Source organism: Pontiella sulfatireligans (genome assembly GCF_900890705.1).
Classification (GTDB): Bacteria; Verrucomicrobiota; Kiritimatiellia; order Kiritimatiellales; family Pontiellaceae; genus Pontiella; species Pontiella sulfatireligans.
Genome location: NZ_CAAHFH010000004.1, coordinates 1 through 25854, shown reverse-complemented (window position 1 = coordinate 25854; position 25854 = coordinate 1). Strand labels below are relative to the sequence as shown.

At 54.0% G+C, this 25854-nt stretch carries 22 protein-coding genes; 20 read left to right on the top strand and 2 right to left on the bottom strand.

The genetic code is table 11. The annotated features are described in order from the left end of the window. Window positions 1–35 precede the first annotated feature (35 nt). The 9 genes from SCARR_RS27280 (at window position 36) to SCARR_RS27240 (ending at window position 11039) form a co-directional block, all read left to right on the top strand. On the top strand, window positions 36–548 hold the full coding sequence (locus tag SCARR_RS27280) for a DUF1269 domain-containing protein (protein ID WP_136065840.1): 513 nt from the start codon (window positions 36–38) through the stop codon (window positions 546–548). A 79-nt stretch (window positions 549–627) separates the two neighbouring features. Next, window positions 628–1521 carry a neuromedin U gene (locus tag SCARR_RS27275; protein WP_136065838.1) on the top strand — a complete coding sequence of 298 codons (894 nt, stop codon included), beginning with the start codon at window positions 628–630 and terminating at the stop codon, window positions 1519–1521. 164 nt (window positions 1522–1685) lie between these two features. Next, on the top strand, window positions 1686–2204 hold the full coding sequence (locus SCARR_RS27270) for a DUF3332 family protein (RefSeq protein WP_222846489.1): 519 nt from the start codon (window positions 1686–1688) through the stop codon (window positions 2202–2204). A 3-nt stretch (window positions 2205–2207) separates the two neighbouring features. After that, on the top strand, window positions 2208–2669 hold the full coding sequence (locus SCARR_RS27265) for a DUF3332 family protein (protein ID WP_136065836.1): 462 nt from the start codon (window positions 2208–2210) through the stop codon (window positions 2667–2669). Between the two features lie 136 nt (window positions 2670–2805). Then, complete coding sequence (locus SCARR_RS27260) at window positions 2806–4353, top strand: DUF1254 domain-containing protein (protein WP_136065835.1); 1548 nt, start codon at window positions 2806–2808, stop codon at window positions 4351–4353. A 66-nt stretch (window positions 4354–4419) separates the two neighbouring features. Then, window positions 4420–5934: a DUF1254 domain-containing protein gene (locus tag SCARR_RS27255; protein WP_168433662.1), complete on the top strand. Its 1515-nt coding sequence runs from the start codon at window positions 4420–4422 to the stop codon at window positions 5932–5934. Between the two features lie 55 nt (window positions 5935–5989). After that, window positions 5990–7462: a DUF1254 domain-containing protein gene (locus SCARR_RS27250; protein WP_136065833.1), complete on the top strand. Its 1473-nt coding sequence runs from the start codon at window positions 5990–5992 to the stop codon at window positions 7460–7462. 328 nt (window positions 7463–7790) lie between these two features. Continuing rightward, window positions 7791–9311, top strand: a complete 1521-nt coding sequence (locus SCARR_RS27245; protein WP_136065831.1) for a DUF1254 domain-containing protein — start codon at window positions 7791–7793, stop codon at window positions 9309–9311. A 195-nt stretch (window positions 9312–9506) separates the two neighbouring features. Then, window positions 9507–11039 carry a DUF1254 domain-containing protein gene (locus tag SCARR_RS27240; RefSeq protein WP_136065829.1) on the top strand — a complete coding sequence of 511 codons (1533 nt, stop codon included), beginning with the start codon at window positions 9507–9509 and terminating at the stop codon, window positions 11037–11039. A 223-nt stretch (window positions 11040–11262) separates the two neighbouring features. On the opposite strand, the gene SCARR_RS27235 is transcribed toward SCARR_RS27240, so the two are convergent. Then, window positions 11263–12819 carry a Fic family protein gene (locus SCARR_RS27235; protein ID WP_136065827.1) on the bottom strand — a complete coding sequence of 519 codons (1557 nt, stop codon included), beginning with the start codon at window positions 12817–12819 and terminating at the stop codon, window positions 11263–11265. On the opposite strand from SCARR_RS27235, the gene SCARR_RS27230 reads away from it, so the two are divergent. From SCARR_RS27230 to SCARR_RS27220, 3 genes are all read left to right on the top strand, one after another. Beyond that, window positions 12806–13078: a hypothetical protein gene (locus tag SCARR_RS27230; protein ID WP_136065825.1), complete on the top strand. Its 273-nt coding sequence runs from the start codon at window positions 12806–12808 to the stop codon at window positions 13076–13078. The genes SCARR_RS27235 and SCARR_RS27230 overlap by 14 nt on opposite strands. 111 nt (window positions 13079–13189) lie before the next feature. After that, window positions 13190–14452 carry an ATP-binding protein gene (locus tag SCARR_RS27225; protein WP_136065823.1) on the top strand — a complete coding sequence of 421 codons (1263 nt, stop codon included), beginning with the start codon at window positions 13190–13192 and terminating at the stop codon, window positions 14450–14452. A 111-nt stretch (window positions 14453–14563) separates the two neighbouring features. Further along, window positions 14564–14920, top strand: coding sequence for a metal ABC transporter solute-binding protein, Zn/Mn family (locus SCARR_RS27220; RefSeq protein ID WP_136065821.1), 357 nt, complete (start codon window positions 14564–14566; stop codon window positions 14918–14920). Window positions 14921–15051: 131 nt separating this feature from the next. Here SCARR_RS27220 and SCARR_RS27215 read toward each other — a convergent pair whose 3' ends face one another. After that, the gene (locus SCARR_RS27215; protein WP_136060137.1) at window positions 15052–16296 is read right to left on the bottom strand and encodes an IS4 family transposase; all 1245 of its coding nucleotides are present in this window, start codon (window positions 16294–16296) and stop codon (window positions 15052–15054) included. Window positions 16297–16374: 78 nt separating this feature from the next. Here SCARR_RS27215 and SCARR_RS27210 point away from each other — a divergent pair, with 78 nt between their 5' ends. From SCARR_RS27210 to SCARR_RS27175, 8 genes are all read left to right on the top strand, one after another. Next, window positions 16375–16929, top strand: a complete 555-nt coding sequence (locus SCARR_RS27210) for a metal ABC transporter solute-binding protein, Zn/Mn family (RefSeq protein ID WP_136065819.1) — start codon at window positions 16375–16377, stop codon at window positions 16927–16929. Between the two features lie 772 nt (window positions 16930–17701). Next, window positions 17702–18211, top strand: coding sequence for a hypothetical protein (locus tag SCARR_RS27205; RefSeq protein WP_136065817.1), 510 nt, complete (start codon window positions 17702–17704; stop codon window positions 18209–18211). Window positions 18212–18313: 102 nt separating this feature from the next. Further along, the gene (locus SCARR_RS27200; protein WP_136065815.1) at window positions 18314–19534 is read left to right on the top strand and encodes a cation:proton antiporter; all 1221 of its coding nucleotides are present in this window, start codon (window positions 18314–18316) and stop codon (window positions 19532–19534) included. Window positions 19535–19543: 9 nt separating this feature from the next. Beyond that, entirely contained in the window at window positions 19544–21697 is a 2154-nt protein-coding gene (locus tag SCARR_RS27195) for an FUSC family protein (protein ID WP_136065813.1), read from the top strand. Window positions 21698–21716: 19 nt separating this feature from the next. Continuing rightward, entirely contained in the window at window positions 21717–21929 is a 213-nt protein-coding gene (locus SCARR_RS27190) for a DUF1656 domain-containing protein (protein WP_222846488.1), read from the top strand. A gap of 4 nt (window positions 21930–21933) precedes the next feature. After that, the gene (locus SCARR_RS27185) at window positions 21934–23031 is read left to right on the top strand and encodes an HlyD family secretion protein (RefSeq protein ID WP_136065811.1); all 1098 of its coding nucleotides are present in this window, start codon (window positions 21934–21936) and stop codon (window positions 23029–23031) included. Next, window positions 23028–24521 carry an efflux transporter outer membrane subunit gene (locus SCARR_RS27180; RefSeq protein ID WP_136065809.1) on the top strand — a complete coding sequence of 498 codons (1494 nt, stop codon included), beginning with the start codon at window positions 23028–23030 and terminating at the stop codon, window positions 24519–24521. Before SCARR_RS27185 ends, SCARR_RS27180 begins: the two co-directional genes overlap by 4 nt. A gap of 26 nt (window positions 24522–24547) precedes the next feature. Next, on the top strand, window positions 24548–25645 hold the full coding sequence (locus SCARR_RS27175) for an AI-2E family transporter (RefSeq protein WP_136065807.1): 1098 nt from the start codon (window positions 24548–24550) through the stop codon (window positions 25643–25645). The last annotated feature ends 209 nt before the right edge of the window (window positions 25646–25854 follow it).

Below are 25854 nucleotides of genomic sequence, written 5' to 3'. Positions count from 1 at the left end.
AATCTCCTGCATCGTTTCAAAGGAAAAGATGCGGAATGAATGAACTGATTGTAGCTGGCTACCCCAGCCCTCATGCGGCACTGCTTGCGGAAAGCACACTTTCCAGACTGCAAGCCGAACTGTCGATTTCGTGCAGCGATGTGGCCGTATTATCCCGGGTGACGGAAGATATGACCACCATTCGTGAATCCATCCGCCTGAATAAAAAAAACGGCGGCGACCGCGGGTTTTGGAAACGGTTTGCACGACTGCTCTTTCCGCCGCTGGATGACACCGTTGAGCTCAGCTCCATCCAGGCGAAGCTAAACTCGATCGGGATCGATGAAACCGCGCAGAAGCGGATTGAGGAGGCCCTTCCGATGGGATCCACAGGCGTGCTCGTATTAACAAACGATCGTTCAGGGGAGCGGGTCGCCGGAATGCTTTCCGGATTTCAGGGAACCCTTCTCAGGATTCGGCTGCTTGACGAAGATCCAAGGCTCAAACTACAGGAGACATCCTCCCTGAAAACAACACAAACACCTTTTCCAGCCCCGAATACGGGCTGAACCGGTGCGGATGCCCAGGAGATCAGCAATGGATTCGATAACCTATAGATATGAAGAAACACCCCAACGGAGAAAAAACATGAGAAAACAGACTCAACAATACAAACTGTCGGCAAGACCCCTTTTATTAATTGCACTGCTGGGCGGGTTCTCTGCCTTTGCACACGATGCGGCCACGCACACCAACGCGCCGCCCGCTGGGGCTCAAAACACCTCTTCGGCGGCACACGCGAATCCGGCCGGAAAACCAGCGGCGGCACACGATGCGGCCGAGCTGGCCAAGAAAACCCAAAACCCGGTGGCGAATATGATCAGCCTGCCGGTTCAGTTTAACTTTAACCAGAATGTCGGGCCGAAGAGCGACAGCCAGACCATCATTAATGTGCAGCCCGTTATTCCTCAGGAGCTGAATGAGGATTGGAACTGGATCCACCGTACGATTGTTCCGATTATTGATCAGCCGGCGCCGGTAAACGACAGCGGCATTGGAAATATTTTGTATGAAGGCTTCCTGACGCCGGCCAATCCTAAAAACGGATTAATCTGGGGCGTCGGCCCCGTGCTCTCGTTCCCTACGGTCACCGCTGATTTGGGCAACAAGAAATGGAGTGCCGGGCCGGCGGGGCTTCTGATGAAAATGGAAGGTCCGTGGGTATACGGGGCATTGGCGTACAATATGTGGTCGTATGGCGGTACGGGCGAGAACCAGAACAACATGCTGATCAATTATTTCTGCAACTATAACTTTAAGGAGTTCTACCTCAGCACAGCGCCGAATGTTACGGCGGACTGGGAGGCGGACAGCGATCAGCAGTGGACGGTGCCGGTCGGCTTGACCATCGGAAAAGTATTCAAGCCCAAGAGCGGCCCTCCGGTCAATATCAAGATTGGAGGATACTATAACGTCGTTCATCCGGATCAGGGTGCGGAGTGGCAGCTCCAGTGCCAGGTACAGTTTCTGTTCCTGAAATAATGACCTCGGAACAAGGGAGGAACTACGATGAATAAGTCGATCCAATCATTTCTCTTGATAGGCGCAAGCGTCCTTGCATGTTCTTTAGCGGTTCTCGCGATGGATAATGAGCATGGAAATGAAAAAAAATCGGAAACAGTTGTTTCTGAAAGGAGATCAGATACATGAATAATAATGACCGACTGAAGCGCTTCACCGTTCCCGCGATGGCGGCGGTGACGGCCAGTATTCTTATGAGTACTGGATGCATGGGCCATATGGGCCTCACTCAAAAGGTGAAAAAAGGAAACTTGAGCATCACGGAAAACAGGTATGGACGCGAAGGTGTCTTTCTCGGTTTCCAGATATTCTGGGTTTACCGTGTTTCCACCTTGCTTGATTTGATCGTCTTCAACTCGGTCGAATTCTGGTCGGGCGAAAATCCGCTGACCGACCAGCCCGCACTGGTGAATATCGATAAGGAGACAATCGAAAAAGTATTCGGGGAGCACTCGGTTGATATGGCCCAGATTGAGCGCATCAACGAGACGGAAGCGAAAATGTACATGGCCTTCACCAATGGCGACACGATGACGTTCGATGTTGTCCGTTCGGATGCCGCATACACCGTAAGCTATCAAGGACGGGAGTTCTATACGGGTCAGATCAACGATGCCGCCGGTTTGGTAAAGGAAGAGGTGTAAACCATGAAAATTAAAACGATATCAGGATTGTTGGCTGCAATGATGTTCAGTGGCTGCATGGGGCATAATGCGTTGACCCAAAAAGTGGTTAAGTGGAATCTGGAAACCGCAGAAAGCCGCTGGGGCCGGGAAGGGATCTTCGTTGGCTTGTGGATTACGCTGGTCTATCCAATCTGCGCCTTTCTTGACCTGCTCGTTTTCAACTCGATCGAATTCTGGTCGGGCGAAAACAACTTGAACGGCAAAAGCCCGGTGGTTGACATGCCGAAAGAGGAAGTCCAGAAGCTGGGCCTCCATCAGGTGGATCGTGCGCGGGTTGAACGCCTGACCGATACCTCCGCGAATCTCTACATTGATTTCGAAAATGGCGATTCCGCCACGTTCGACGTGATCCGTACGGGTTCGAGCTACGCCGTCAGCTATCGCGGTGTTGAGTTTTATCAAGGCAAGGTAAGCGACAGCTGACCATGCAGCAGCAGTTGTAATTCAAAGGCTCTCCTTCGGGGGAGCCGGCACCTAGTCCATCAATGACAAGCCAAGACCTGGTGCCCGAGTGAGCTGGAATGGGTGAAATGAAACAAAGAGTAATGGAGGAAGTTCAATGAAGATGCAGTCAAGAATCAGTATGTTGATGGCGGGGGTTCTCGCCGGCGCAGTTGTCGTGGAAGCGGGTGCTTCCAAAGCGCCGGGTAAAACCTATAAAATGACCACAGATATTCCGGTATCGATCACAACCCCCGACAAGGTCGACACTCCTATAGGGACGCTGAAGTTTTTTGATGGTGTGCCGACCGTAGACACCAAGGACAATCTGTACGACTACATGGACCGCGCGCGCGCCGTTCAAGTGTTTGTCGATATGATCCCGGCGGTGTCCACCTACAGCCTGCTTCAGGGCAGCAAAGATATGGGCATGGCGAAAAGCAACCAGATCCTGATTTGGGAGCAGTTAGCCGATTCGAAAGCGCTCGTGCTGACCTTTAATAATACCTCACTCTATACGTGGGGCTTTCTCGACCTGAAAAAAGACGGCCCGACGGTCATTGAGATTCCGCCGGATGTGCTCGGCATTCTTGATGACGGCGATATGCGCTATCTCAGCGACATGGGTGCAGCCGGCCCCGACAAGGGCAAGGGTGGCAAGTACCTCGTGCTGCCTCCGGACTATAAAGGCAAGATTCCCAAGGGTTATTTTGTGGTCAAATCCACCAGCTATGTCGTTTGGAACTTCATGCGTGGCTATGTCCGAGGCGATGCAACCATCCCCGCTAACCTCAAAAAATCCGCAGACAACGTCATGAACAACCTCAAGGTCTATCCTCTGGCGAAGAAAGACAACCCGCCAAAGATGGAGTTCAAGAACATGACGGGCGTGCACTACAACACGGTTCCTCCCACCGACGTTAGCTTTTTTGACCGGCTTAATGATCTGATTCAGTACGAACCGATCAGCTTCCTTGATCCCGAAACCCGCGGTCTAATTGCCAGCATCGGCATCATTAAAGGCAAGCCGTTCGCCCCAGATGCCCGCATGAAAAAACTGCTGACTGAAGCGGCGGCGATCGGCGATGGCTATGCTCGTGCAAACACGGTTTATCCGCGTGATCCAGACGCCCGCATCTACGGCGAAAACAGCGAGTGGGTCATGGGCTACGCCGGCAAAGATTGCTTTTACCTGAAAGACGGAGCGCGTCGCTACGATGCCCGGCTCTGGCTGCATTACAACGCGATCTGCGTGACACCGGCCATGGCGTTGACCAAGCCCGGTGCCGGTTCGGACTACGGCATTGCCGGAATGGACTCGAAGCATCAGCCGCTCGACGGTGCCAAGACCTACAAGCTGCATCTGCCCCCCAATGTGCCGGTCAAGGACAACTGGTCGGTCACCATTTACGACACACAGACCCGTTCCATGCTGCAGACCGATCAGCCGCCCGCTGGCGTCAACAGCCTCAGCGGACAAGTCAAATCCAACGCCGACGGCTCGTTCGACATCCTATTTGCCCCGGAAGCTCCCGAAGGAAAAGAAGGCAACTGGATCCAGACCATCCCCGGAAAAAGCTGGTTCATCATTCTGCGGATGTACGGCCCGCTCGAGCCGTGGCTGAACCAAACCTGGCGTCCGAGTGAACTGGAGTTGGTGAAATAATTTGCTCAAAACGAATCAATGGCGGGGAGAGAACTCTCCTCGCTGGAAACAAAAGGAGATGAAATCATGAAAATAAGATCATTAATGATTATGGCCATTACCGGATTGATGTTGGTCAGCCTCACAACTTCGGTATGCGCCGCACCGCGAAAATACAAAATGACTACCCAAACTCCGGAAGGGGTTCTTATTCCAGATCAGGTGGAAACCCGCCTGGGTACTCTGAAATTCTTTGATGGGGTTCCAACGGCTGAAACCGCTCAAAAGATATGGGATCAGCAAGATTTTTCACGTGCAGTGGAGTGTATGATAATGAACACGCCTGCCGCCTCATTGGTTGGCTTCCGCAGAGGTATCAGAGAATATGGCCCGGATAATGAAACGGCTATTTGGTGGAAAGAACGTTTAGACTCCAAAGGTCTATTGCTAACAGGAAATACAACTGTGATCTATCTGTTTATGTGGTTGGATACACATAAAGGACCTGTTGTTCTTGAAACACCACCAAACGTTTTAGCTATTCTCGATGACTTCTGGTTTCAATATGTAGGCGATATTGGAAATGCGGGCCCTGACCGTGGTAAAGGGGGCAAATACCTGTTGTTGCCTCCGGGATACGAAGGTGCGATTCCTGAAGGATACTTTGTTTTAAAATCGCCAACATACGGTAACTGGTTTGCCTTACGCGCATTTGCGGTTGATGGGTCTTATGATCAGGGCATTGAGAATATTGAAACTAAATTAAAGGTGTATCCATTGGCTGAGAAAAATAATCCCAAGCCGGTTCAATTGCACAACCTTTCCAATAAATACATCAACACCCTGCATTCTCAGGATATTACTTTCTTTGAAGAAGTAAATGAAGTGGTACAGGAAGAAAATCCTGAATCATGGGATATTGAAGTACTGGGTATGTTGGCTTCCATTGGCATCAAAAAAGGTCAGCCTTTTGCTCCTGATGCCCGCATGAAAAAGATTCTTTCTGAAGCAGCAGTGGTAGGTTCAGCCACCCAACGCGCAATTTTATTTCGCAACCGTGCCGACGATGTCGTTATCTGGCCGGGAAGTAAAAGTTGGGAATTAGGTTTTGAAGGTGGCAGCCATGAATTTGAACGCGATGGAGCTCGTTTAATTAATGCACGGGTGCGATTCCATTATTATGCGACTGGAATTACTCCGGTAATGGTTAAGCCTCCGGTTGGAGCGGGTTCTCAATATGTCATTGGCTTACGCGATGCTGATGGTGAAATTTTAAACGGAGCAAATAATTATAAAGTGCATGTGCCTGCCAATGCGCCAGTAAAACGTTTCTGGGAAGTCACCGTGTATGACAATCAAACTCGTTGTATGCTGCAAACAGATCAGCGTTTGCCGGGCGTTACCAGCCTTCAAAAAGATATCGTGCAAAATGCTGATGGTTCATATGACATCTATTTTGGTCCTGAAAAACCAGAAGGCAAAGCGAACTGGGTACAGACCATTCCGAATAAAGGTTGGAACATGCTTTGGCGAGTCTACAGTCCTACCCAAGTCTGGTACGACAAAACCTGGCGTCCGAGTGAAATCGAACTGGTGAAATAGAAAGAATCACCGGCGGGGCAGAACCTGCCTCGCCGGGAAGCAACAGGAGAAGAAAATGAAAAAAATAGTCATGTGTACTGTCGCTGGAGCAACTCTGTTCGGAGCCACCCCGCAGGCCGATGCCTGGGGCAGCAAAACCCGAACCGAAAAAACCTACGTCGGCAAGCTGGAATATCAGGACCAAACCATCACCAAAGAAACTGCCGAGTTGCTGCATCGTCAGATTCTTCTGCAACGTGCATCCCAACTGGTGACGTGGGCCATGCCGATGATGAATTTTGAGACACTTTATCCGGCGATGCTCAGCAACCAGAAGATGACCGAAAACGATGTCTTCTTCAGTTTATGTGACGGCAACGACGGCGTGTATCCCTACATGACCGCCAATGTCACTACGCCCTATACCATCGCGATGTCCGACCTCTCCAAGACGGGGCCGGTAGTTGTAGAGATCCCTCCAGGTGAAATTTTCGGCGTGATCGATGATGCCTGGATGCAACCCATCAAGGAGATTGACGGCAAACCCGGCAAACTCCTGCTGGTGGGCCCCGGGCAGGATGTTCCTAAAAACTTCAAAGGCGAGGTCATTCAGTCCGACACCTTCCTTGTGCTCTACTTTTACCGCGCGCTGGGAACCGGGGATGAAGCTGCCAAGCTGCGGACGGCCGTTAAAGCCTTCAGGCTGTCCGATGCCGCCAAACCGCCTAAGACCAATTTTGTGCGTTATCAGCCGAAACCCGGCGACAAAGTTGCGCTCAACACGCAGCCTCGGGATATGTCTTTCTGGAAACTCGTGAATGATTATGTGCAGCGGGAACCGATGGCCGAAAGAGATCGCTTCTTTTATGCCTGGCTCAAGGACCTCGGCATTGAGAAGGGCAAACCCTTCAAACCGACGGCCGATCAGGCAGCCATACTGCAGCAGGGGCTGGATGTGGGCATGGCGATGTCGCAGGCGATCTCCTTCAATAAAACCAGAGAAATGTTCCCGACCTCCCTCTACGCAAAAGATTCCGGATGGGAAGATGCCATGGCAGGCATGAATCCGAAAATTGATATGGAGACCTACTCCGAGTTTAACGAGCGGGCCTCCTACGGCTTTGAAGCCACCACCACATCGGCGGGCATGGTTTCGCGTGTTGCTGGAAAAGGTTCCGCCTACCTAGGCGCGTACTACGATGCCGACGGCAACGCCCTGCGCGGAGGAAGCACCTACAAAATGACCATCGGCCCCAATCCGCCGGCGGCCAACTTCTGGTCCATCACCGTATACGACATTGAAAATCGCCTGATTATCCGCAACGAAACCAAGCGGTCGGACCGCTCATCCCGCACCGAAGGGCTCATCAAAAATACCGACGGCTCGGTGGATCTGTATTTCGGCCCCGAAGCACCGGAGGGTAAAGACAGCAACTGGATCCAAACCAACAAGGGAGAATCCTTCTTCGTCTATCTGCGGCTCTATGGCCCGGAACAGGCCTACTTCGACCAAACCTTCCCGATGCATAAAATTGAGAAAATAAAATAGAACGATAAGGCGGGGCGGAATCAAATCGCTCCGCCGGATATACTGGATGTTCCAGCATAGCAACGGAGGATGTTGCAGAATGATTATGGGCAGAAAATTTTTGTGGCAGAAAAATCCGAGCATGCGCATAGATTTTTATACCCCTCGATTTTCACCTAAACCACCCCGTAGCAGAAGGAGTGTAGGTAAAATAATTTCAGTTCCAAGAGCGGGGAAAATCATTCTGCCACCCAATTGTTCTGCCTAAAAAATTCGTGTGGTGGGTGGGTGCGTACGGAACGCAGGACAGTGGATGACATGAATTTTGGTAGTCAACACGGAGAATGAGATGAAAAAACAGATTATTGCAGCAACACTGGCCAGCTTGATTGGGGCCGGTGCGCAGGCCGCTGATACAGGCGCAAATAGAAACCTGTTCAAGACGGCGGGGCAGAAGGAAACGGCAAGCGACTTTGCTCCGGCTCCGGAGAAAATTAAAACGGAGTTCGGCACGCTTAAGTTTGAAGGCGGTGCATTTCCCGATGCAAAATCCGCGCAAAAAATCTACGACGAAATGGATCTGCAGCGTGCGACTCAAGCCTACATGGACTTTTTCCCACCTATGTCGCTCTACACCATCGTCAAATCCCAGATTCGGGATTTCGGTTTCAAGTCGGCATCCGATATCGGCGTGATGGCCGATTTCATGACACCGACTGAAAACTATCTCACCGGAAACGACATCACCGTGTATGCGTTTGCCTCCATCGACCTGAAGATCGACGGGGCGACCGTGGTGGAAATTCCGCCGGGCATGTACGGCAATGCAAACGATGCGGCCTTTAAATATTTGACGGATTTCGGTCCGACTGGTCCCGACAAAGGGAAGGGCGGTAAATATCTATTCCTGCCGCCCGGCTATGAAGGGAAGATTCCGAAAGGATATTTTGTGTTTCATTCGCCCGGCTATCGGATCTGGGCCATGATGCGCGGCTTCGGCGAAGTCGGCAACGGCGATCAAGCCGTGAAATGGTTTGAGGACCGCCTTAAAGTTTATCCGTTGGCTTCCGGCCCACGGGAACACAAGGCGGTCAATTGTTCCGGAATAGGCGCGAATACGCTGCCGCCTGAAGACGGATCCTATTACGAAACGCTGAATGAAATCATTCAGTACGAGCCGACCGAACTGTTCAGCCCGGAACTGCTTGGCCGTCTGGCTACGCTCGGCATTGAAAAAGGCAAACCGTTTAATCCGGATGCTCGTATGAAAAATATTTTCGAACAGGCGGCTAAACAGGGTGTCGCGATGTCGCGCACGATTGTCTACGACTGCCGCGATCCCGAGATTAAATATTGGTCGAACCGCCACTGGGAAAAAATGTTCATTCGCAACACCGAGTTCACCGAGAACGGACATACGGATATTGAGGCCCGCACCGTTTGGCACTATCAGGCCATCTGCGTTTCCCCGAACCTGCTCTCCACCACGCCGGGCGTCGGCACATCGTACCTGACCTGCTTCCGAGACAAAGAGGGCGACTACCTGCTCGGCGACAATACGTACCGGCTTAGCGTTCCGGCCAAACCTCCGGTCAAACGCTTCTGGGCCGTCACCGCCTACGATGCGCTCAGCCGCAGCTTGCTCGATTCCGGCGGCAATATTACCGTCGGCAGCATGAGCAAACCCGAGGTCAACGCCGACGGATCGGTCGACATGTATTTCGGCCCCAAATGCCCGGAAGGAAAAGAAAAGAACTGGATCAAGACTGATCCGGCAAAAGGCTTTTTCGTGGTCTTCCGTTTCTACGGACCGGAAGAGGGATATATCAAAAAGACATGGGTGCTCAACGACTTTGAGCGGATCAAATAAAAACCTGATAGTCTAACGAGGCTCGTTGCAGGAGGAATATAGGCAGAATAATTTTGTGGCAGAATAATTTCAGAACTTAGTACAGGAAAAATCATTCTGCCACCCAATCATTCTGCCTGACCTTTTCGTGGTGAGGGTGCGTACGGAACGTAGCACGATAGTTAATAAATTCTGGCAATCAACAAGGAGAATGAGATGAAAACGAAACAAATGCTAACCACCGCGCTCGCAGGCGCAATGATCCTCGGTACTGCACAGGCGGCAAAGCCACCCGTGATGAAAATGACCTCTAAAATTCCGGAGGCCTACACCGCACCGGACAAGGTGAAAACCTCGATCGGCACCCTGAAATATTTTGATGGCGTGCCCTCGGAAAAGAGCACCGAAGCGATTTACGACTATCTCGACACCTCGCGGGCGGTAAACGTTTTTCTCAACTCGATCCCGGCCCTCTCCATGAACGCCCTGCGCGAAGGGCAGGTGGCCATGGGCGCGGATGCCTGCAACAAGATCTGCATCTGGGACAGCCTGATGGACTCGAAGACGATTCTGCTGACCGGCAATACCTCGACGATGTACGCCGTGGGTTTCATGGATCTCCTCAAAGACGGCCCGACCGTCATCGACCTGCCGAAGGGAATGCTCGGCATCCTCGACGACATGGAGTTTCATTATATGACCGACCTCGGCGTCGCGGGGCCCGACAAGGGCAAAGGCGGCAAATATCTTGTGCTGCCTCCCGGCTATAAAGGGGATATTCCTAAGGGCTACTTTGTGGTTCCGTCAAAAACCAGCGGGTTATGGGTCTTCATGCGCGGCTATCTCGATAAGAGCTTGCCGATTGAGCAGGCGATTCCGGCCGCGTCGAAGAACATCCGCAGCACGTTGAAAGTCTACCCGCTGTCGACGGTGAAAAACCCGCCGGCGATGGAATTCATCAACGTGTCCGGCAAAGACATGCATATGATTGTTCCCAACGACTACAGCGCCTTTGAGAAACTGCATGCCCTGATTCAGACCGAGCCGGATGATTATCTCGGCAAAGAGGCCAAAGGAATGATGGCCGCCATCGGCATTGAAAAGGGCAAGGCCTTCAACCCGGACGCCCGCATGAAAAAAATTCTGACCGACGCGGCGGCCATCGGCAACGGCGCCGCCCGTGCGATCAGCTACTTCCCGCGCGATCCCGGCAACCTGACCTTCAAGGACAGCAAGGCCTGGGTTACCGCCTACGCCGACAAGGACACCACCTTCACGCGCAATGGCGCCTATCGCCTCGACCCGCGCGTCCTCTTCCACTTCGGCTACATCTGCGTCTCTCCCGCCATGGCCATGACGGTGGCCGGCAAAGGATCGGACTACTCCATGGGCATGCTCGATTCCGAAGGCAAGGTTATGAATGGTTCCAAGACCTACAAACTGCATATCCCGCCGAACCCGCCGGCCAAGGATTTCTGGGCCATCACCATGTACGACACCCAGACCCGCTCGCAGCTGCAAACCGACCAGCCGTTCCCTACCCTGGGCAGCCAGGATAAAGGAATCAAGACCAACGCGGACGGTTCGATGGACATTTACTTCGCCCCCGAAGCGCCTGAAGGCAAAGAGGGCAATTGGCTCCAGACCGTTCCCGGCAAGAGCTGGTTCATCGCGCTGCGCATCTACGGCCCGGGAAAAGCCTGGATCGACCAAACCTGGCGCCCGGGTGAGATTGAGCTGGTGAAGTAGAAGCGAGGATGGCCAACGCTGTGGTCTGTAGGCCGGGTGCCTCACCCGGCGCGCGTGCGCACCGTTCATTCGCCTGAAGATTGAGCCGGACTAAAAAAACCTTCGGAGTGCTGAACTTTGGTTCAGCTTTTCAAGGCGGGTTGGTCAAGCGAAGCGCTTTGAAAAGCACCCCGCAGCGGCGGGGTGCACTCCAAAACCTTGATCAAGTGAATGGCCTTCTCTTTTAATGTCCGGGCTGCTCACCAAGCCCCTCGAATTCATCACGAATGATTTGCTCGAGGGATGCGACCTCTTCATCGGTGAGGAGTTCGAATTCTTTTTTGCGGCGTTTAGTAGGCAGGGTGCCCTGATTCTGCCGAACAAACAGGATCAGGCTTTGAGCCACTTGATCCGGCATCTCGACAAGATCCGTAATGTGGCGAATCGCCGCGTCGTTTTTTTGTAAATAGTCGATCTCCCCGGGCAAGTCATGCTCGACGGTATGTCGAACGCAGGCGTATAGGAATTCCGCCGCATCCGTACAGTCAAAATAACGATACAGATCCGCCGTCTGGTTCAACCCCTCAACGTTGCCGCTGGCCGTCCCGCGCCACTCGATAAACTCCATTAATGGTCTGGAATGATTTTGCAGTATCTTCTGGTATTCATCAATTCGGTCAAAGATGACGGATGATACCGGGAAAACCATCCCTGGAGGTGTGAACTTCCGGTCGGCCAGAATGTGGTGGAACAGATATCGATGCAGACGGCCATTGCCGTCCTGAAGGGGGTGGATGTATACAAATCCAAAGGCGGTTGCTGCAGCCTGCAGCACCGGATCAAGCCCGTCTCTGCCCATACGTCTGTTGGCATCGAGCAACCCTTCCATCAACTCGCTCAGATTTTCCGGTCGAGCCCCGATGAATTCAGGCAGTGGATTGTTATCGCTGTCCCGTTCACCCAGGAAAACCCCATCGGGGCGCAGCCCAACCTGAACAAAACGCCTATCCTCAATCAAAACACCGTGGAGGCGCGCGATCTCATCCATCGACAAAGCATTCTTGCCGGCCTGGGATACGGCTCGGCCCCACCGTTCCAGACGATTGCGCGGCGGTCGTTCGCCCTCGATTTCAAAACTGGCGCGGCTGTCGGCGAGAAGCATGAAGCTTGCCGCGCGTGCGATGAGGCGGGCCCCGACCTGGCCGATAATTTTTCTTGCCCTATCGGAAAGGCTCAGTCCGACGAACTCCTCCAGGGCTTTTGTTTTTCGAATAACCGGGCAGAATGCTGCTGTGCCCAGCAGGTTGTCCCGCACGCGGTGGCGTTTTGAGAGCGTTGCCTTGCCGGTGAAGTATGCATCTGAAGGGAGAAGGTCGATGGCGGTAAGGTTTCCGGGCGCGTCGGGCAATCTGAGGGGGCGTCCGGTTAGGAATTCATAGAAAAACCAGATGCGCCGCGCCACGGTTCCGGTGGGCGTGGCGCGAACAAGGTCTTCAATAATTGCTGGTGCGACTGCAGCGCATATCCGCTTTAAGATCAGGAGATCCAGTGCTTCATGTCGCAAGGCAAACGTCAAATGACATTCGAAATTATCTCCACTCCAATACCGCTTATCAAATACAACCCAGTTGTTTTCGTTTCTGCGGCTTCCGCTGACATGTTTCTCTGAAACACAGCTGGGGTTTCGAACAGGCGCCTGAATGGAAAGCGCGTGAACCAATGCGGCCCATCCGGCCAGCCGTGTGCCGGGGGGGGCAAGCGTTTCCTGGAAGATCGAAGGTGTCTCTATGTCAAGGTTCATAGTCGAAGATCCTTTCTTGTTCGTCGAAAAACTAACGGTAAAAGTGGGCGTCGTCGAAAAGTTGTATATCGCCATGCTTCGTCGAAATCCATTTGTTTTTGACGAAAAGTTGCCCTTCGCTGTGTTTATCGTCGAAATTTACACCCAGGGAGGGCCCTGCGCACCGCCGGCACCAACGAACCGGCCGGCTTCTACAAGGTGGAAGTCGCGCTGGATGATTCGTGTTTTCACCCGCACCGTAGCACCGCTCGCCCGATGAGGGCATCGGGCCTACACCATTTGCATTTTGACGAATAGATTCTTTCATTTGGACGAATTATAATTTACATATGGACGTGTTCGGATAACTCGCACAACGGGATCACTACGCATGGATGAAGTGCTATACAAAAGATATTCGGCAGATGCATTGAAGGATGCCCTGCAAGATACGCCGGCCATTCTAATCCATGGCTCGCGCCAGTGTGGCAAAACCACCCTTGCTCAACTGATTGGGAAAGAGCGGAACTATCACTACATCAGTTTCGATGACGACAACCAGCTGCAAGCGGCCAAAACCGACCCGGTGGGATTTGTCCACAGTTTGCCCGAACATGTTATTCTCGATGAAATCCAGCGCGTGCCGGAGCTCTTTACCTCCATCAAGGCCAGCATCGATCAAAACCGAGCTCCAGGGCGCTTCATTTTGACTGGATCGGCCAATGTGCTCTTGCTTCCGACCCTGTCGGATTCTTTGGCGGGCCGGATGGAAATCATTCACCTTCGACCACTGGCCCAATGCGAAATAGCCGGACAAAAACCGACGTTCATAGAACAACTATTTAGAGCTGATTTTCGGATGAATGCGAATCTCGGCCCATTACGACGTATGGGCGAATCGCTTGCTGAATTGATCTGCCGCGGCGGCTATCCGGCGGCGATCGCCCGAAAAACCGCCAATCGCCGTGCCATCTGGTATCGGGATTACATCACGACCATGATTCAACGGGACGTGCAGGACATTGCCCGCATCCAACATCTTGAACTTCTTCCGAAACTGTTAACTTTGGCGGCTGGCCAGACCGCCCAGTTGTTTGTCGCGACCGACTTAGCCTCGCCGTTTTCTATCAGCCGTCCAACCATTCGCGAGTATCTGACGCTGCTCGAACAGATCTTTCTCATTGAGCAACTGCAACCCTGGCACACGAACCGCCTCAGCCGTCTGATTAAAACGCCGAAAATGCATTTAACGGACAGTGGGCTCGCCTGTGCGTTACTGCGGATGAATAGCAAAACCCTGTGGCAGGACAAAGCGTTGCTCGGGCGTTTGCTGGAAACCTTCATCTATCAGGAACTCCGAAAGCAGGCCGACTGGTATGATGAAGAACTGAAATTCTACCACTTCCGCAACAAAGACAAAGTGGAGGTGGACATCATCATTGAACAGGGAACTCGCCTCGCCGGTATCGAGGTCAAAGCCGCAGCGACCGTCACGAAAGACGACTTTAAAGGACTAAACAAACTGAAAGAAGCCTGTAGCGAAACCTTCGCAGCCGGTGTCGTCTTTTATGATGGCGAAAATATACTGCCTTTTGGCGATCGTCTGTTTGCCGTCCCCATTAGCCTGCTGACGCCCGGAATTAAACCCTTATAAACAGAAGCCGCCCTCATGGGTTACTGATGATTCAGATTTCATACATGAAGTTCAGCTGGAAAAATTATTTTTCCTAAACGGCGATGAATAGAAATTAAGGAGATTAGGACGATGAACAAACGTGTATTCATGATGCTGCTGGGAGCGGTTGTTGTTGCGGGTTGCTCGACGCAGGAGAGCGCGGTGCCGGAGAATGCCGCGCCGGTGGTTTATACGGTCAACTATCCGCTCGCCTATTTTGCCGAGCGCATTGCCTGCGATGCGGTGGAGGTGGTCTTTCCGGAAATGGAGGGCGACCCGGCCTTCTGGAGTCCGGTTGCGGAACAAATTGCAGCGGATCAAAAAGCGGACCTGATTTTGCTCAACGGGGCCGGGTATGCCAAATGGGTGCAGCAGGTTTCGCTGCCCCCGGCCAAGCTGATCGATACCTCGAAAGGATTTAGGAATCAATTCACTGTCATCCCATAGAGGCCGCTAACGGAGTGTCAGCTCCCGTTTTTGTTAAGGTTTCTGATGTTTAGTTTATTTAGTCGATTCCGATTTTTTGTTGAAGAGTAATGATGATTCCCCGTTTTAAACAGTTGGCTGTCCCACAGCATTTAGATGAACCCCGGCAGATACGCCTGTTCCGGTGCTCCTCGGATGCGACCGGGTGGTTTGGCTGTCCCATAGGATTCCAGCAAGGCGGGCAGGTTCCAGCGACGCCAAAGCGAGACCCTTACGACGGTGAACAGGCGCTTGAAGCTGTGATCCCATCCGTGCATGAATTTGAGACAGCGCATCAGCAGATGGACGAGCAGCCCGGTCCATACCTGCCAGCGTACGGCATTAGCGCTGTAGCCGAGAAAGTCGGAGAGCTGGAGCGTCTGTTTGATTTCCTTAAAGAACACCTCGATATCCCACCGGCAGCGGTAGAGCTCCGCGACCGTCCACGCGCTCCACTCCAGATGGTTGGTCAGGAAGACCATTTCGACATCCTTGCCGTTGATCTCCACGAGGGCTACAACGCGGCGCAACTCGCACGGGTAGGCCTTCTTCGATTTTTCGAGCATCAGCTCGATGACTTCGTCGCGAAGGATGCGCTTGTTTTTAGTCGTTTCGAGGGAGCGCATCACCGTGTACTGCATGTTGTCTTTCGCTCGACCCGCCCAATTAATGCCGCGCTCCGTTAGCTCAAAGAGATGCTTGAATTTGATATAAGCCTTGTCGAATACAACGATTTCTCCGGCTTCAAGGTCGGCACACAAGCTCAAGGTCTTGCGGCTGTCATGGTGTTTTGCAGTGTCGACAATGGCACATCGTGGAAGGAAGCTTTGCAGGTCCAGACGCATGTGGCACTTCGCGGCGGCCTTGCGGCGGCGGTGCTTTGCCCAGTCCATGCTATTGGCCACCAGCTGTATCGTGGTCGAATCGAGCGCATGGATCGCCTTGCTGAAGCGACGGAGGTATCCACTACGCACCTTTCCCTTCGCAAAACCAGGCACCGTGTCCATCAGATGCTTCATCATGCTCCAATAAAGCTCTTCGGCCATGTTCGCGTCGCGCACTTGATTCGCATGGCTCAGGTTGTTGCGGGACGGTGGAACCGCACCGCGGATGGTGGAGAGCGCCGCCGCATTCATCTGGAGCGCGTCGCATACATCGTTAAGCCCGAGCGCATGAGCAAAGTGGGCATAAAGCAGCGAAACCACATGGCTCCATGGCGTGTACGTCCGGCTTCGGGCATCGACGCCATGCTTCTTCGCAAGGTTCGTGACCATGTGTCCGGGAATCAGATTGCACAATTGCTTCAAGGTTGTATACCTATGTCCGGCTGGTTTGTGTTTTTGTCTCTGTTTTTTCATACCCTCCGAGTGGAGGATTTAGAGCTCACAAGCCAGCCTTTTTATTTAAAATCTATGGGATGACAGTGGAATCAATTCATTTCCATCGGCGGAGCGGCGGCCCATGCTCACGGGGCAGGGGAAAAGCATGCCCATGGCGAAATCGCCTTTACCACTTGGCTCGATCCGCAACTGGCGGTACAGCAGGCCAGCGCCATTCGCGATGTTTTTTCCTATCGTTGGAAAGAACATGCGCCAACGTTTGAGGCCAACTGCCAGGCATTGGAAAAGGAGTTGCGCGAGCTCGATGCCCAGTTCGAAGCCGCCTTTTCTGAGATAAAAAACGAACCGTTGATTGGATCGCATCCGGTCTATCAATATCTGACCCAGCGATATGGACTGAACATGAAAAGCGTGCACTGGGAACCGGATGCGCTTCCGGATCAAACTATGGAGCGGGAGCTCGATGACATGCTCGAAGCGCACCCCGCGAAAATCATGCTGTGGGAAGGAGCGCCGCTCCCGACCATCCAGCTCATGGTGGAAAAGAAAGGCCTGCAACCCCGCGTCTTCGATCCCTGTGGCAACCGCCCCGCCCACGGCGACTATTTTACGGTCATGCAGGAAAACCTGCAGAACCTGAAAACGCACTGAGCAATGCCGCCAACTCCGTAAAGCAGTTCTGGCGGGTTAGGTAAAAAATGGAAGGTAAAAAATAGAGCCCGAGGGATGTATGTATCTCTTCCTTAATATTTTACCTTCCATTTTTTACCATATCCTGTTGTTGCACGGTGCCTCTAAACCCTAATGGAACGGACTTAAGGTCGTTTACCACGCGAACAGCCCTGAAAGGGCTTTGTCATAAGCCCAAGGTTGCCAACGGCTACCTTGGGTTGTTCGCAGGAAGGCAATCAACGCTGAAAGCGTTGTGTCCCTTTGGGTTTGGTTTGGACACAACCCCGTTGGGGTTGATGTTTTCTTTGCACCCGCCCCAGGGTTGTTCCAACCCGGGGCTGATGATGAAACACAAACACCTTCGGTGTATGAAAAACTCTTTAATTCATTGCCATTACCTCTAAACCCCGATCATGATTTTGTGGCATATTGGTTCCCTGTCTACGAGGGTGAGCTAAGTTTGTCAGTACCTCGTTTATCCCCCATTGTGGGCGATGGAGACTGGTTGCCCATCGCTTAAATTATAGAGAGCTGGAGGGCGGCGCTTGGTCACCGCTAGGTTCCGACGAAGCGGAACCCTCCATTGGTGTCTGGAGGTTTTTGCTTTTGGGATTAACGGCTTCATTCAATCGGTTCAGTCCGTGCAGTATTAATCAGAATAGAGTTTAGGAAAGCTGCAGGATTTTATAGAAACAGTCAGTCAGACAGACAGATTTGAGTCGGGTGGGCTGTGAACCGAGGGAATGGGACCATGAAAAAAGCATTGGCTGTAATCAAAAAAGAACTGTTGGAGCTGTTGCCGCCCTTTCTGTACTTCCTCGTACTGTTTTATGTGATTATCATCATTCGCTCGTTGATGGTCAACCAGTATGGAATTCCTGCAAAATCATCGGTCGCGGCCCTTATCGGCGCATTAATTGTCGGTAAGTCGATTCTGATTGCTGATCTGCTGCCCATTTCCAACTGGTTCAAAAAAAACCGCCTGGTCTATAATGTCATCTGGCGCAGCCTGCTTTATGCATCGATTGTGCTGGTCTTTCAAATTCTGGAGGAATGGATTCCTCTCATTAAAAAAAGCGGGGGTGCGTGGGAAGCTTTCAAGCACCTCGGCGGAGAGATTCATTGGCACCGGTTTGTCGCAACGCATCTGATTACCGTTCTGTTTTTAATCGTATATAACGCCACCTCAACCCTCGTGGGGGCGCTCGGGCGGGAAAAGGTAGTGTCCATTTTCTTCGGCAAGCGGTCAACTGACGGGTAGGGATGTTGCTGGGACTTTGGGGCTAGTGGTTTGCTTGCCCCGTTTGGAATCAATCAGTAAGTTTTTACAGGCGTTAATAATTAGTTTTCAGGGAGGAACGTCATGTATGAAAATCTAGCGATTCTTGGCGCGTTTGTTTTTTTATACAGCATCGTGAGCGGCGGGCTTGAACGAACGCCGATCAACGGCGCTGTGGTTTTTGCGGCTTTTGGCCTCATCATGGGGCCGATTTGGTTGGATTTGTTGAAGGTGGATGTCAATGCCGAGGAAATGCGCACCTTGGCGGAACTGACTCTGGCGTTGGTGCTTTTCACGGATGCGGCCAACGCCAACCTGGGCATTCTCAAGCGCAGCTCGCAGATTCCGGTGCGCCTTCTGCTCATCGGCCTTCCTCTCACCATCGTACTGGGCTTTGGCGCGGGGATGCTTATGTTCCCCGAGCTGACCTGGCTGGAGGTGGCCATTATAGCCACCATGCTGGCCCCCACCGATGCGGCGCTGGGCAAGGCGGTGGTGACCAACAAATCCGTTCCGGGAAATATCCGCGAAGGGCTGAATGTGGAAAGCGGCCTTAACGACGGCATCTGCGTGCCGATCCTCTTTATCTTCCTGGCGCTCATTCCCCCCGTAACGGGAACGGCTGAGGGTAACACCGAAGCGCTGGCACTTAAACTGGTCGGAGAGCAAATCGGCATCGGCTTGGCCGTGGGCCTTGGCCTGACTTTTCTGGCGGGGCATATCGTCAAGATGGCCGCCCGCCACGGGTGGATTACCGAAAGCTGGAGGCAGTTGCCGGTGCTGGCGCTGGCCTTCACCTGTTATGCCGTTACCCAGCTCCTCGGCGGCAGCGGATTTATTGCCTGCTTCACAGGAGGCCTGCTCGCCGGCGCCCTTGCCAAGCGGCACAAGACTGAATATCTACTGGCGGCTGAGGGCACCGGCGATACGCTGGCCATCATCACCTGGGTGTGCTTTGGCGCCGTGGTCATTGGAAAATCGATCGGCCTGTACAGCTGGTCCATCCTGCTCTATTCCATTCTCAGCCTAACCGTCATCCGGATGCTGCCGGTCTTCCTGGTGCTGACCGGCCTGAAGTTGCGGATCGATCAAAAACTGTTCATGGGCTGGTTCGGGCCGCGCGGGCTGGCCAGCATTGTCTTTGCGGTGATCGTGCTCAACAAGCACCTTCCTCATGCCGAGACCATCACCATGACGGCGGTCTGCACCATTTTGCTGAGTGTCATTGGCCATGGCCTGAGCGCCAACCCGCTGGTTGCCTTGCTCGCTGCGCGGTTGAAGCGCGCGGAGCCGGAAACGGCATAAGCCAAACCAATGATTGATTTTCCCTCCAGAAAAGCAAAAGAGGCGATCAAGACCGCTTTGGCCATGAGCATTGCCTATGGTCTTGCGCTGAGCTGGGGCTGGGAAAAACCGATGTGGGCGGGCTTTGTCGTGGCCTTTTGTAGTCTGGCGACCATCGGGCAGTCGTTCACCAAGGCGGCGTTGCGGATGAGCGGGACCTTGCTGGGCGCGGGCGCGTCCCTGCTGTTTGTTGCGCTCTTTCCGCAGGAGCGCTGGCTTTTCATGGGGATTCTGTCGGTCTTTATCGGTGTATGCACCTACATGATGGCCGGACCGAAGAACCCGTATTTCTGGAACGTGGCTGGCCTTGTCAGCGTGATTGTCTGCATGGATACCGGTCCCGACCCTACCAATGCCTTCAGCATGGCGGTGCTTCGCGCGGAAGAAACCGGACTGGGCATTCTGGTCTACAGCGTGGTGGCGCTGTTGCTTTGGCCGGCCTCTTCCCGCTCGGTTTTTGTGGACTCCGTCCATGCGCAGGCCGAGGCGCACCGGCAGCTGCTCATCGCTTGCTTTGAACGGATAACCCAGCCCGAGGCTGAGAATGAAGTGCCGTCGTTGAAAGCGCAGGTGCTTCAAGGGCAGACCCGCTTTGCGCAGCTGCTGGCGGCCGCGGTGGCCGACACCTATGAGGTGTGGGAAGACCGGCAGGCTTGGCAGGTCTATCGCGGGTTGGTTTTTAAGCTGACGGAAACGGTGGAGCGGTGGAGCCAGAACGTTGCCGAAATTCAGTTGTTGGACCTTGCGCGCCTGCTCCCCAATCTTTCCGCCTTCAGCGCTGAACTAGATCAGCGGTTTGTCCAGATTGAACGTATGCTGAAAGGGGAGGACCCGCCGCAACAGCCCGAAGCCGTTGCGCTGGCGCTGGATCAATCCGAACTAAAAGCGCTTCCGCACTTTCAGCGTGCCGCTGTGGTGGTGGCTTGGAAGCGTCTGAAGGAGCTCGATGGCATCACGCAGTCCATGTTTGAACAGGTCGGCGGCATCAAAGGGTTTGGCCCGCTCACGGTCAGCGAGGTGGCTGCCTCGCGCACCGCTGCTGCATTTGATCCCGACCGGGGACTCGCCGCCTTCCGCGCGATGCTGACGTTGTGGCTGGCCTATCTAGCCTTGATTTATGTGGATTGCATTCCGGGCGGAAGCGGGCTGGTGTCGATGGCGGGGCCTCTGGGCATGATATTCGCAACGAGTCCTCAGCTACGGGTGAATAAGCTGGCCGGTCCGGTAATCTTCGGGGTGATATGCGCCAGTCTTATCTATCTCTGCATTATGCCCCGGCTGTCCAGCTATCAGGAACTCGGCTTGCTGATTTTTGTTGTGGTCTTCGGCTTCTGTTATTTTTTTGCCGCCCCCAAGCAGATGCTGGTCAGAGCCTTCGGACTGGCCATGTTTATTTCGATTGCGTCAATTTCCAATGAACAGAGCTATAGCTTTATGGTGGTGGCCGGCACAGCCTTGATGTTCCCGCTTCTTTTTGTGTTGCTGCTGGTTACGGCGAATATTCCGTTTTTATCCCGGCCGGACCGTGCCATGCTGCGGCTCCTGCGCCGCTTTTTCCGGAGTTATGAATATCTGCTTGCTGCGCCGAAATCGGATTCGTGGATGGCGGGACAGCGTAAAAACTTTCATCTGCACGAGGTGGCCAGCCTGCCGGAAAAAATCGGAAGCTGGGCGCCAGGATTGGACGAAAAGATTCTTGGGGGAACCACGAAGGAGCTGGTTCAGGCGATGCTGGCCAGCGTGCAGTCGCTCAGCTTCCGAATGACAGAACTGCTGGAAGAGCGCAACCAGCTTCAGTCTCCGGCGCTGGAGAAGGAACTCCAGACCGACTTTATCGAATGGCGCAAAGATGTGCAGGACGTTGCGCGGCAGCTGTCGGCCGATCCAGCCTCTGGAGACCACCAGCAGTTTTCTTCCCGTTTGGCTGGAATCCGGGAGCGGTTGGAAGTGCGCATGGCGGCCCTTGCATCGCTGCCGGAGGAGCGTGTCCTTAGCCTTCAGGATGCGGAACGGTTTTATCATTTGCTGGGGGCGTACCGCGGGTTGTCCGAAGCCTTGGTCGACTATGCCGGAAACACGGGCGCAATCAATTGGACGCCCTGGCGCGAAGAACGGTTTTATTGATGGAACAGAGGAATCAGATATGAATCAAATGCCGCATGATTTTGCCGTGGGCGGGGTGTATATGCCGCCGTTAATGGTGGCCGGTTTCCTGGGCGTGCTGGCGGCTGTTGCAACGGCTTGGCTGCTCAACCGCTGCCGGCTTTCCAAATACTTTTTTTATCCCCCGCTGGTCTTTCTGGCGCTGAGTGTCATTTATACCGTTCTGATCGGAACGTTTGTCGTAAAGGTGTAATTCTATGAAAATGAATCCAAAATATATCACAACTGGACTGGTGGTTCTGGTGGCTGTCCTAGCGGTTGCCCTGATGGCCAAAAACCACAGCATCAATCCCCGCACGCGTGACGGACAGGTACGCGCTGAGGTCATTCAGATCACGCCGCGGGTGTCCGGCCCGATCATCAACCTTCCCTTGGTGGACAACCAGTTTGTAGAGGCCGGCGATGTGCTGTTCGAAATTGATCCGCGCACCTTCGAGGCCGATCTCGCGCAGGCCCGGGCGCAGTATGATGAAGCCAAGGACAACTATGTGGCGCTGGAAAAGAAAGTGCTGTCTGCAGAGGCCAACGTAAAATCTGCGGAAGCCTCGGTCGTGCAGGCCGAAGCCGGCATTAAGCAGGTCGATGCCCAGATTGAAAAAGTGAAAGCCGAATATGCGCGGCAGCAGGAAATGCTGCCGCAAAAGGCCACCTCCCAAAAGTCGGTCGAGCGGGCCAAGGCCAACCGCGACGTTTCCATCGAAGAGCGCAAGGGTTCCGTGGCCAGCTTGACCCAGGCCCATGCAGGACTGGCTCAGGCCGAGGCGGCGCTGGCCGAGGCCAAAGCCAACCTCGGCGAACCCGGCGACGCCAACGCCAGCCTGCGCGCGGCGCAGGCGGCGGTGCGCACGGCGGAGCTTAATCTTGAATTCACCAAGGTGCGCGCGCCGGTGGCCGGCTATATCACCAACCTCAATCTGCGCGACGGCAGCCAGGCCGTCGCCAACCAGCCGGTGCTGGCATTGGTGGACGTCAATAGCTACTGGATCGTGGGATTCTTCAAGGAAAACACCATCGAAAACATACGCAGCGGCAACGAGGCCAAGGTCACGCTGATGTCGTATCCGGACAAGCCGATCAAAGGCACGGTCGACAGCCTTGGATGGGGCATTGCCCAGCAGGACGGCAGCACCGGCTTTGAGTTGCTGCCCACCATCAGCCCGACCTTTGAATGGATCCGGTTGGCGCAGCGTGTGCCCGTGCGGATTCATCTCGACAAGCTGCCGGACGGGGTTGAACTGCGCGTGGGCACCACGGCTTCGATTCTGGTGCACACGGGTTCGGGGGAAAAACAGTGAGACGTTTTTCCAAGGATTGGAAAATTGGAGCGGCCGGCCTTTTGCTGGCGTCCGTGCTCGGCGGCTGCGTTGCGGTTGGCCCCGAATACGCCGAGCCCGAGGCAGCTGTAGAAACCGGTTGGAGCGAATTAGAGGCTTCGCTGGTCACCAATGCGCCGCCCACGGATCCCGAATGGTGGAAGACGGCTTTTGCGGATGCCGAGCTTGATCTTTTGGTCGAACAGGCGCTGCAGGAAAACCTGTCGCTTCGGTCGGCGGCCTTGCGCGTGTTGCAGTCGCAGCAGCAGCTGGCCATTGCGTTCGGCAGCCAGTTTCCGCAACAGCAGCAGGCCACCGGCGGAGCCTCGCGCTCGAAAGCGAACGAAATGATTGCGAACAACTACAGCCTCGGCCTGAACATTGCGTGGGAAGCCGATTTGTGGGGGCGCTTCAGCCGTCAGGTGGAGTCGGCTTCTGCGGAGCTGGATGCCAGTGTTGCAAGCTATGACGGCGCACTCGTCTCCCTGATTTCCCAAGTGGCCCAAAATTATATTTTGATCCGGACCTACCAAAGCCGGGTGGAAGTAGCCAAAACCAACATTACGCTGCAGGAGGACAATCTGCGGATTGCCCAGGCCAAGTTTAATGCCGGCGAGGTCAGCGAGCTGGACGTTGATCAGGCCGAAAGCCTGCTGAACAATACCAAGGCCACCATCTCGACCTATGAGGTGTCGCTCCAGCAGTTTAAAAATTCGCTGGCGGTTTTGCTCGGAGAGCCTCCGCAGGCCATGACGCATCTGCTGACCGCCACCAACCAAATTCCCAAGGTGAAGGCCGACATCGCCATCGGCATGCCGCAGGATTTGATCCGCCGGCGTCCGGACATCCGCACCGCCGAGCGGCAGCTGGCAGCGCAGAGCGCCGAGATCGGCTATGCCGTGACGGAGCTCTATCCGCACTTTTCCATCGGCGGCACCGTCGGAACGAGCGGCAGCCAGGAAGGGGAGCTGTTTGAAAGCGACAGCGAAAACTGGAGCCTCTCCGGCATGTTTGAATGGAACATTTTCAACTATGGGCGGCTGCGCAGCAATATCCGGCTACAGGATGCCCTGTTCCAGCAGCAGCTGGTTGATTACCGGAACACGGTGCTAAGTGCGCAGGCCGATGTGGAAAACGCGATTGTGGCCTACCTCAAGTCGCACGACCAACTCGTGTCGTACCAGTTGGCGGCCGACGCCTCTGCACGCGCCGTGAATATTTCGCAGACCCAGTATAAAAACGGCCTGATTCCTTTCAACACCGTAATCTCCACGCTGAGCTCCGACGCCCAGCAGCAGGATCTGCTCGCCACGGCCAAGGGCAATGTTTCCGGAAATCTCGTCAAGCTCTACAAAGCGCTGGGCGGCGGCTGGCAGATTCGCGATAACCGCGATCCGGTCGATCTCCTTCCCGAGTCGGTTAAGGACGAAATGCTGGACCGAACCAAATACTGGAAGCACACGCTTAAATAATTATCTTTATCATCAGGAGAACTCCCATGTCGGAAGAAAATACTATGACAGAAAAAATGCAGTCTATGGTGCTGATGAACACGTTGATCCGTTTCAGTTTAGTCGCTTTCTTGGTGTTTTTATGCGTGCGCATTTTTGCCCCGTTCACGGCGATCATGACTTGGGGGCTGATGCTTGCGGTCATGCTTTATCCAGTGCATCAAATGCTGGCAAAGCGCATGGGCGGAAAACAGGGCCGGGCGTCGACGGTGCTGGTGGTGGTCGGCCTGCTGCTCGTCGGCGGTCCGATGGTCACGCTCGGGGGCTCATTCGTCAGCCACATCAAAACGGCTCATGCAAAGCTGGCCACCGAGCAGCTAAGCATTAAACCGCCGGCACCCTCTGTTGAAGAATGGCCGGTAGTGGGCAAACCAATCTACAAGGCCTGGAACCAGGCCTCCGCGAATTTTTCCGGCTTCTTGGATACGTATAAACCGGAACTAAAAACGCTCTCGATGCGGGCATTCACCTTCGTGAAAAGCTCGGTCAGCTCTGTATTCCTGTTTCTGGGCGCACTGGTTGTTGCCGGAATTATAATGGCATGGGGCGTCCCGGGAACCGGCGCTATGCGGCGCATCTTTATTCGGTTGGCCGGTCCCGTTAAAGGGCCTCAGCTGCAGGGCCTGTCGGTTGCGACGGTTCGTTCGGTGGTTGCCGGCGTGCTGGGCGTGGCCTTTGTCCAAGCGCTGTTGTTGGGCGCGGGATTCTATTTCGCCCAGGTGCCGGCCGCTGGAGTGCTGGCGGTTATTGTTTTGCTGCTCGGGATTATGCAGCTGCCGGCCATGGTCGTGTCCCTGCCGGTGATTGCCTATCTTTGGATGGGCGGGGATCTTTCGATTTTGCTGAGAATCGTTTTCACCCTTTATATCTTGGTGGCCGGGATGGTTGACAATGTGCTCAAGCCCATGTTGCTGGGGAGGGGCGTTGATGTTCCGATGCCGGTCGTGCTGATCGGCGCGTTGGGCGGCATGGTGGTGGGCGGATTCATCGGCCTGTTCCTCGGCGCGGTTTTGCTGGCCGTCGGATATGAAATCTTCATGGACTGGGTCAACTCAGTGGAAGATGTTGTTCCCGTTGCGGAGTGAGGGATTAAGACCAAAACAGGCGCCACGGAAGAGCCCCCCCCCCTAATGGGTGGGAGGTTAAGCATTTTGATGCTGAGTTGCGGCCAACCGCTACGCACCGATAAATGAATGTTGCAACTCCTCTTCTGAAGAGGGAACAGCCTCCTTAACTCGCCATCCTGTCAAGATTTCGCAGAACGCAGGTTGTTTTTTTCTGCGCCGTGTGATAT

Excerpts from the sequence above, each read along its gene's own strand:
- SCARR_RS27280 (WP_136065840.1), top strand. The coding sequence starts at position 36 with ATGAATGAACTGATTGTAGCTGGCTACCCCAGCCCTCATGCGGCACTG.
- SCARR_RS27275 (WP_136065838.1), top strand. The coding sequence starts at position 628 with ATGAGAAAACAGACTCAACAATACAAACTGTCGGCAAGACCCCTTTTA.
- SCARR_RS27270 (WP_222846489.1), top strand. The coding sequence starts at position 1,686 with ATGAATAATAATGACCGACTGAAGCGCTTCACCGTTCCCGCGATGGCG.
- SCARR_RS27265 (WP_136065836.1), top strand. The coding sequence starts at position 2,208 with ATGAAAATTAAAACGATATCAGGATTGTTGGCTGCAATGATGTTCAGT.
- SCARR_RS27260 (WP_136065835.1), top strand. The coding sequence starts at position 2,806 with ATGAAGATGCAGTCAAGAATCAGTATGTTGATGGCGGGGGTTCTCGCC.
- SCARR_RS27255 (WP_168433662.1), top strand. The coding sequence starts at position 4,420 with ATGAAAATAAGATCATTAATGATTATGGCCATTACCGGATTGATGTTG.
- SCARR_RS27250 (WP_136065833.1), top strand. The coding sequence starts at position 5,990 with ATGAAAAAAATAGTCATGTGTACTGTCGCTGGAGCAACTCTGTTCGGA.
- SCARR_RS27245 (WP_136065831.1), top strand. The coding sequence starts at position 7,791 with ATGAAAAAACAGATTATTGCAGCAACACTGGCCAGCTTGATTGGGGCC.
- SCARR_RS27240 (WP_136065829.1), top strand. The coding sequence starts at position 9,507 with ATGAAAACGAAACAAATGCTAACCACCGCGCTCGCAGGCGCAATGATC.
- SCARR_RS27230 (WP_136065825.1), top strand. The coding sequence starts at position 12,806 with ATGTCAAGGTTCATAGTCGAAGATCCTTTCTTGTTCGTCGAAAAACTA.
- SCARR_RS27235 (WP_136065827.1), bottom strand. The coding sequence starts at position 12,819 with ATGAACCTTGACATAGAGACACCTTCGATCTTCCAGGAAACGCTTGCC.
- SCARR_RS27225 (WP_136065823.1), top strand. The coding sequence starts at position 13,190 with ATGGATGAAGTGCTATACAAAAGATATTCGGCAGATGCATTGAAGGAT.
- SCARR_RS27220 (WP_136065821.1), top strand. The coding sequence starts at position 14,564 with ATGAACAAACGTGTATTCATGATGCTGCTGGGAGCGGTTGTTGTTGCG.
- SCARR_RS27215 (WP_136060137.1), bottom strand. The coding sequence starts at position 16,296 with ATGAAAAAACAGAGACAAAAACACAAACCAGCCGGACATAGGTATACA.
- SCARR_RS27205 (WP_136065817.1), top strand. The coding sequence starts at position 17,702 with ATGAAAAAAGCATTGGCTGTAATCAAAAAAGAACTGTTGGAGCTGTTG.
- SCARR_RS27200 (WP_136065815.1), top strand. The coding sequence starts at position 18,314 with ATGTATGAAAATCTAGCGATTCTTGGCGCGTTTGTTTTTTTATACAGC.
- SCARR_RS27195 (WP_136065813.1), top strand. The coding sequence starts at position 19,544 with ATGATTGATTTTCCCTCCAGAAAAGCAAAAGAGGCGATCAAGACCGCT.
- SCARR_RS27190 (WP_222846488.1), top strand. The coding sequence starts at position 21,717 with ATGAATCAAATGCCGCATGATTTTGCCGTGGGCGGGGTGTATATGCCG.
- SCARR_RS27185 (WP_136065811.1), top strand. The coding sequence starts at position 21,934 with ATGAAAATGAATCCAAAATATATCACAACTGGACTGGTGGTTCTGGTG.
- SCARR_RS27175 (WP_136065807.1), top strand. The coding sequence starts at position 24,548 with ATGTCGGAAGAAAATACTATGACAGAAAAAATGCAGTCTATGGTGCTG.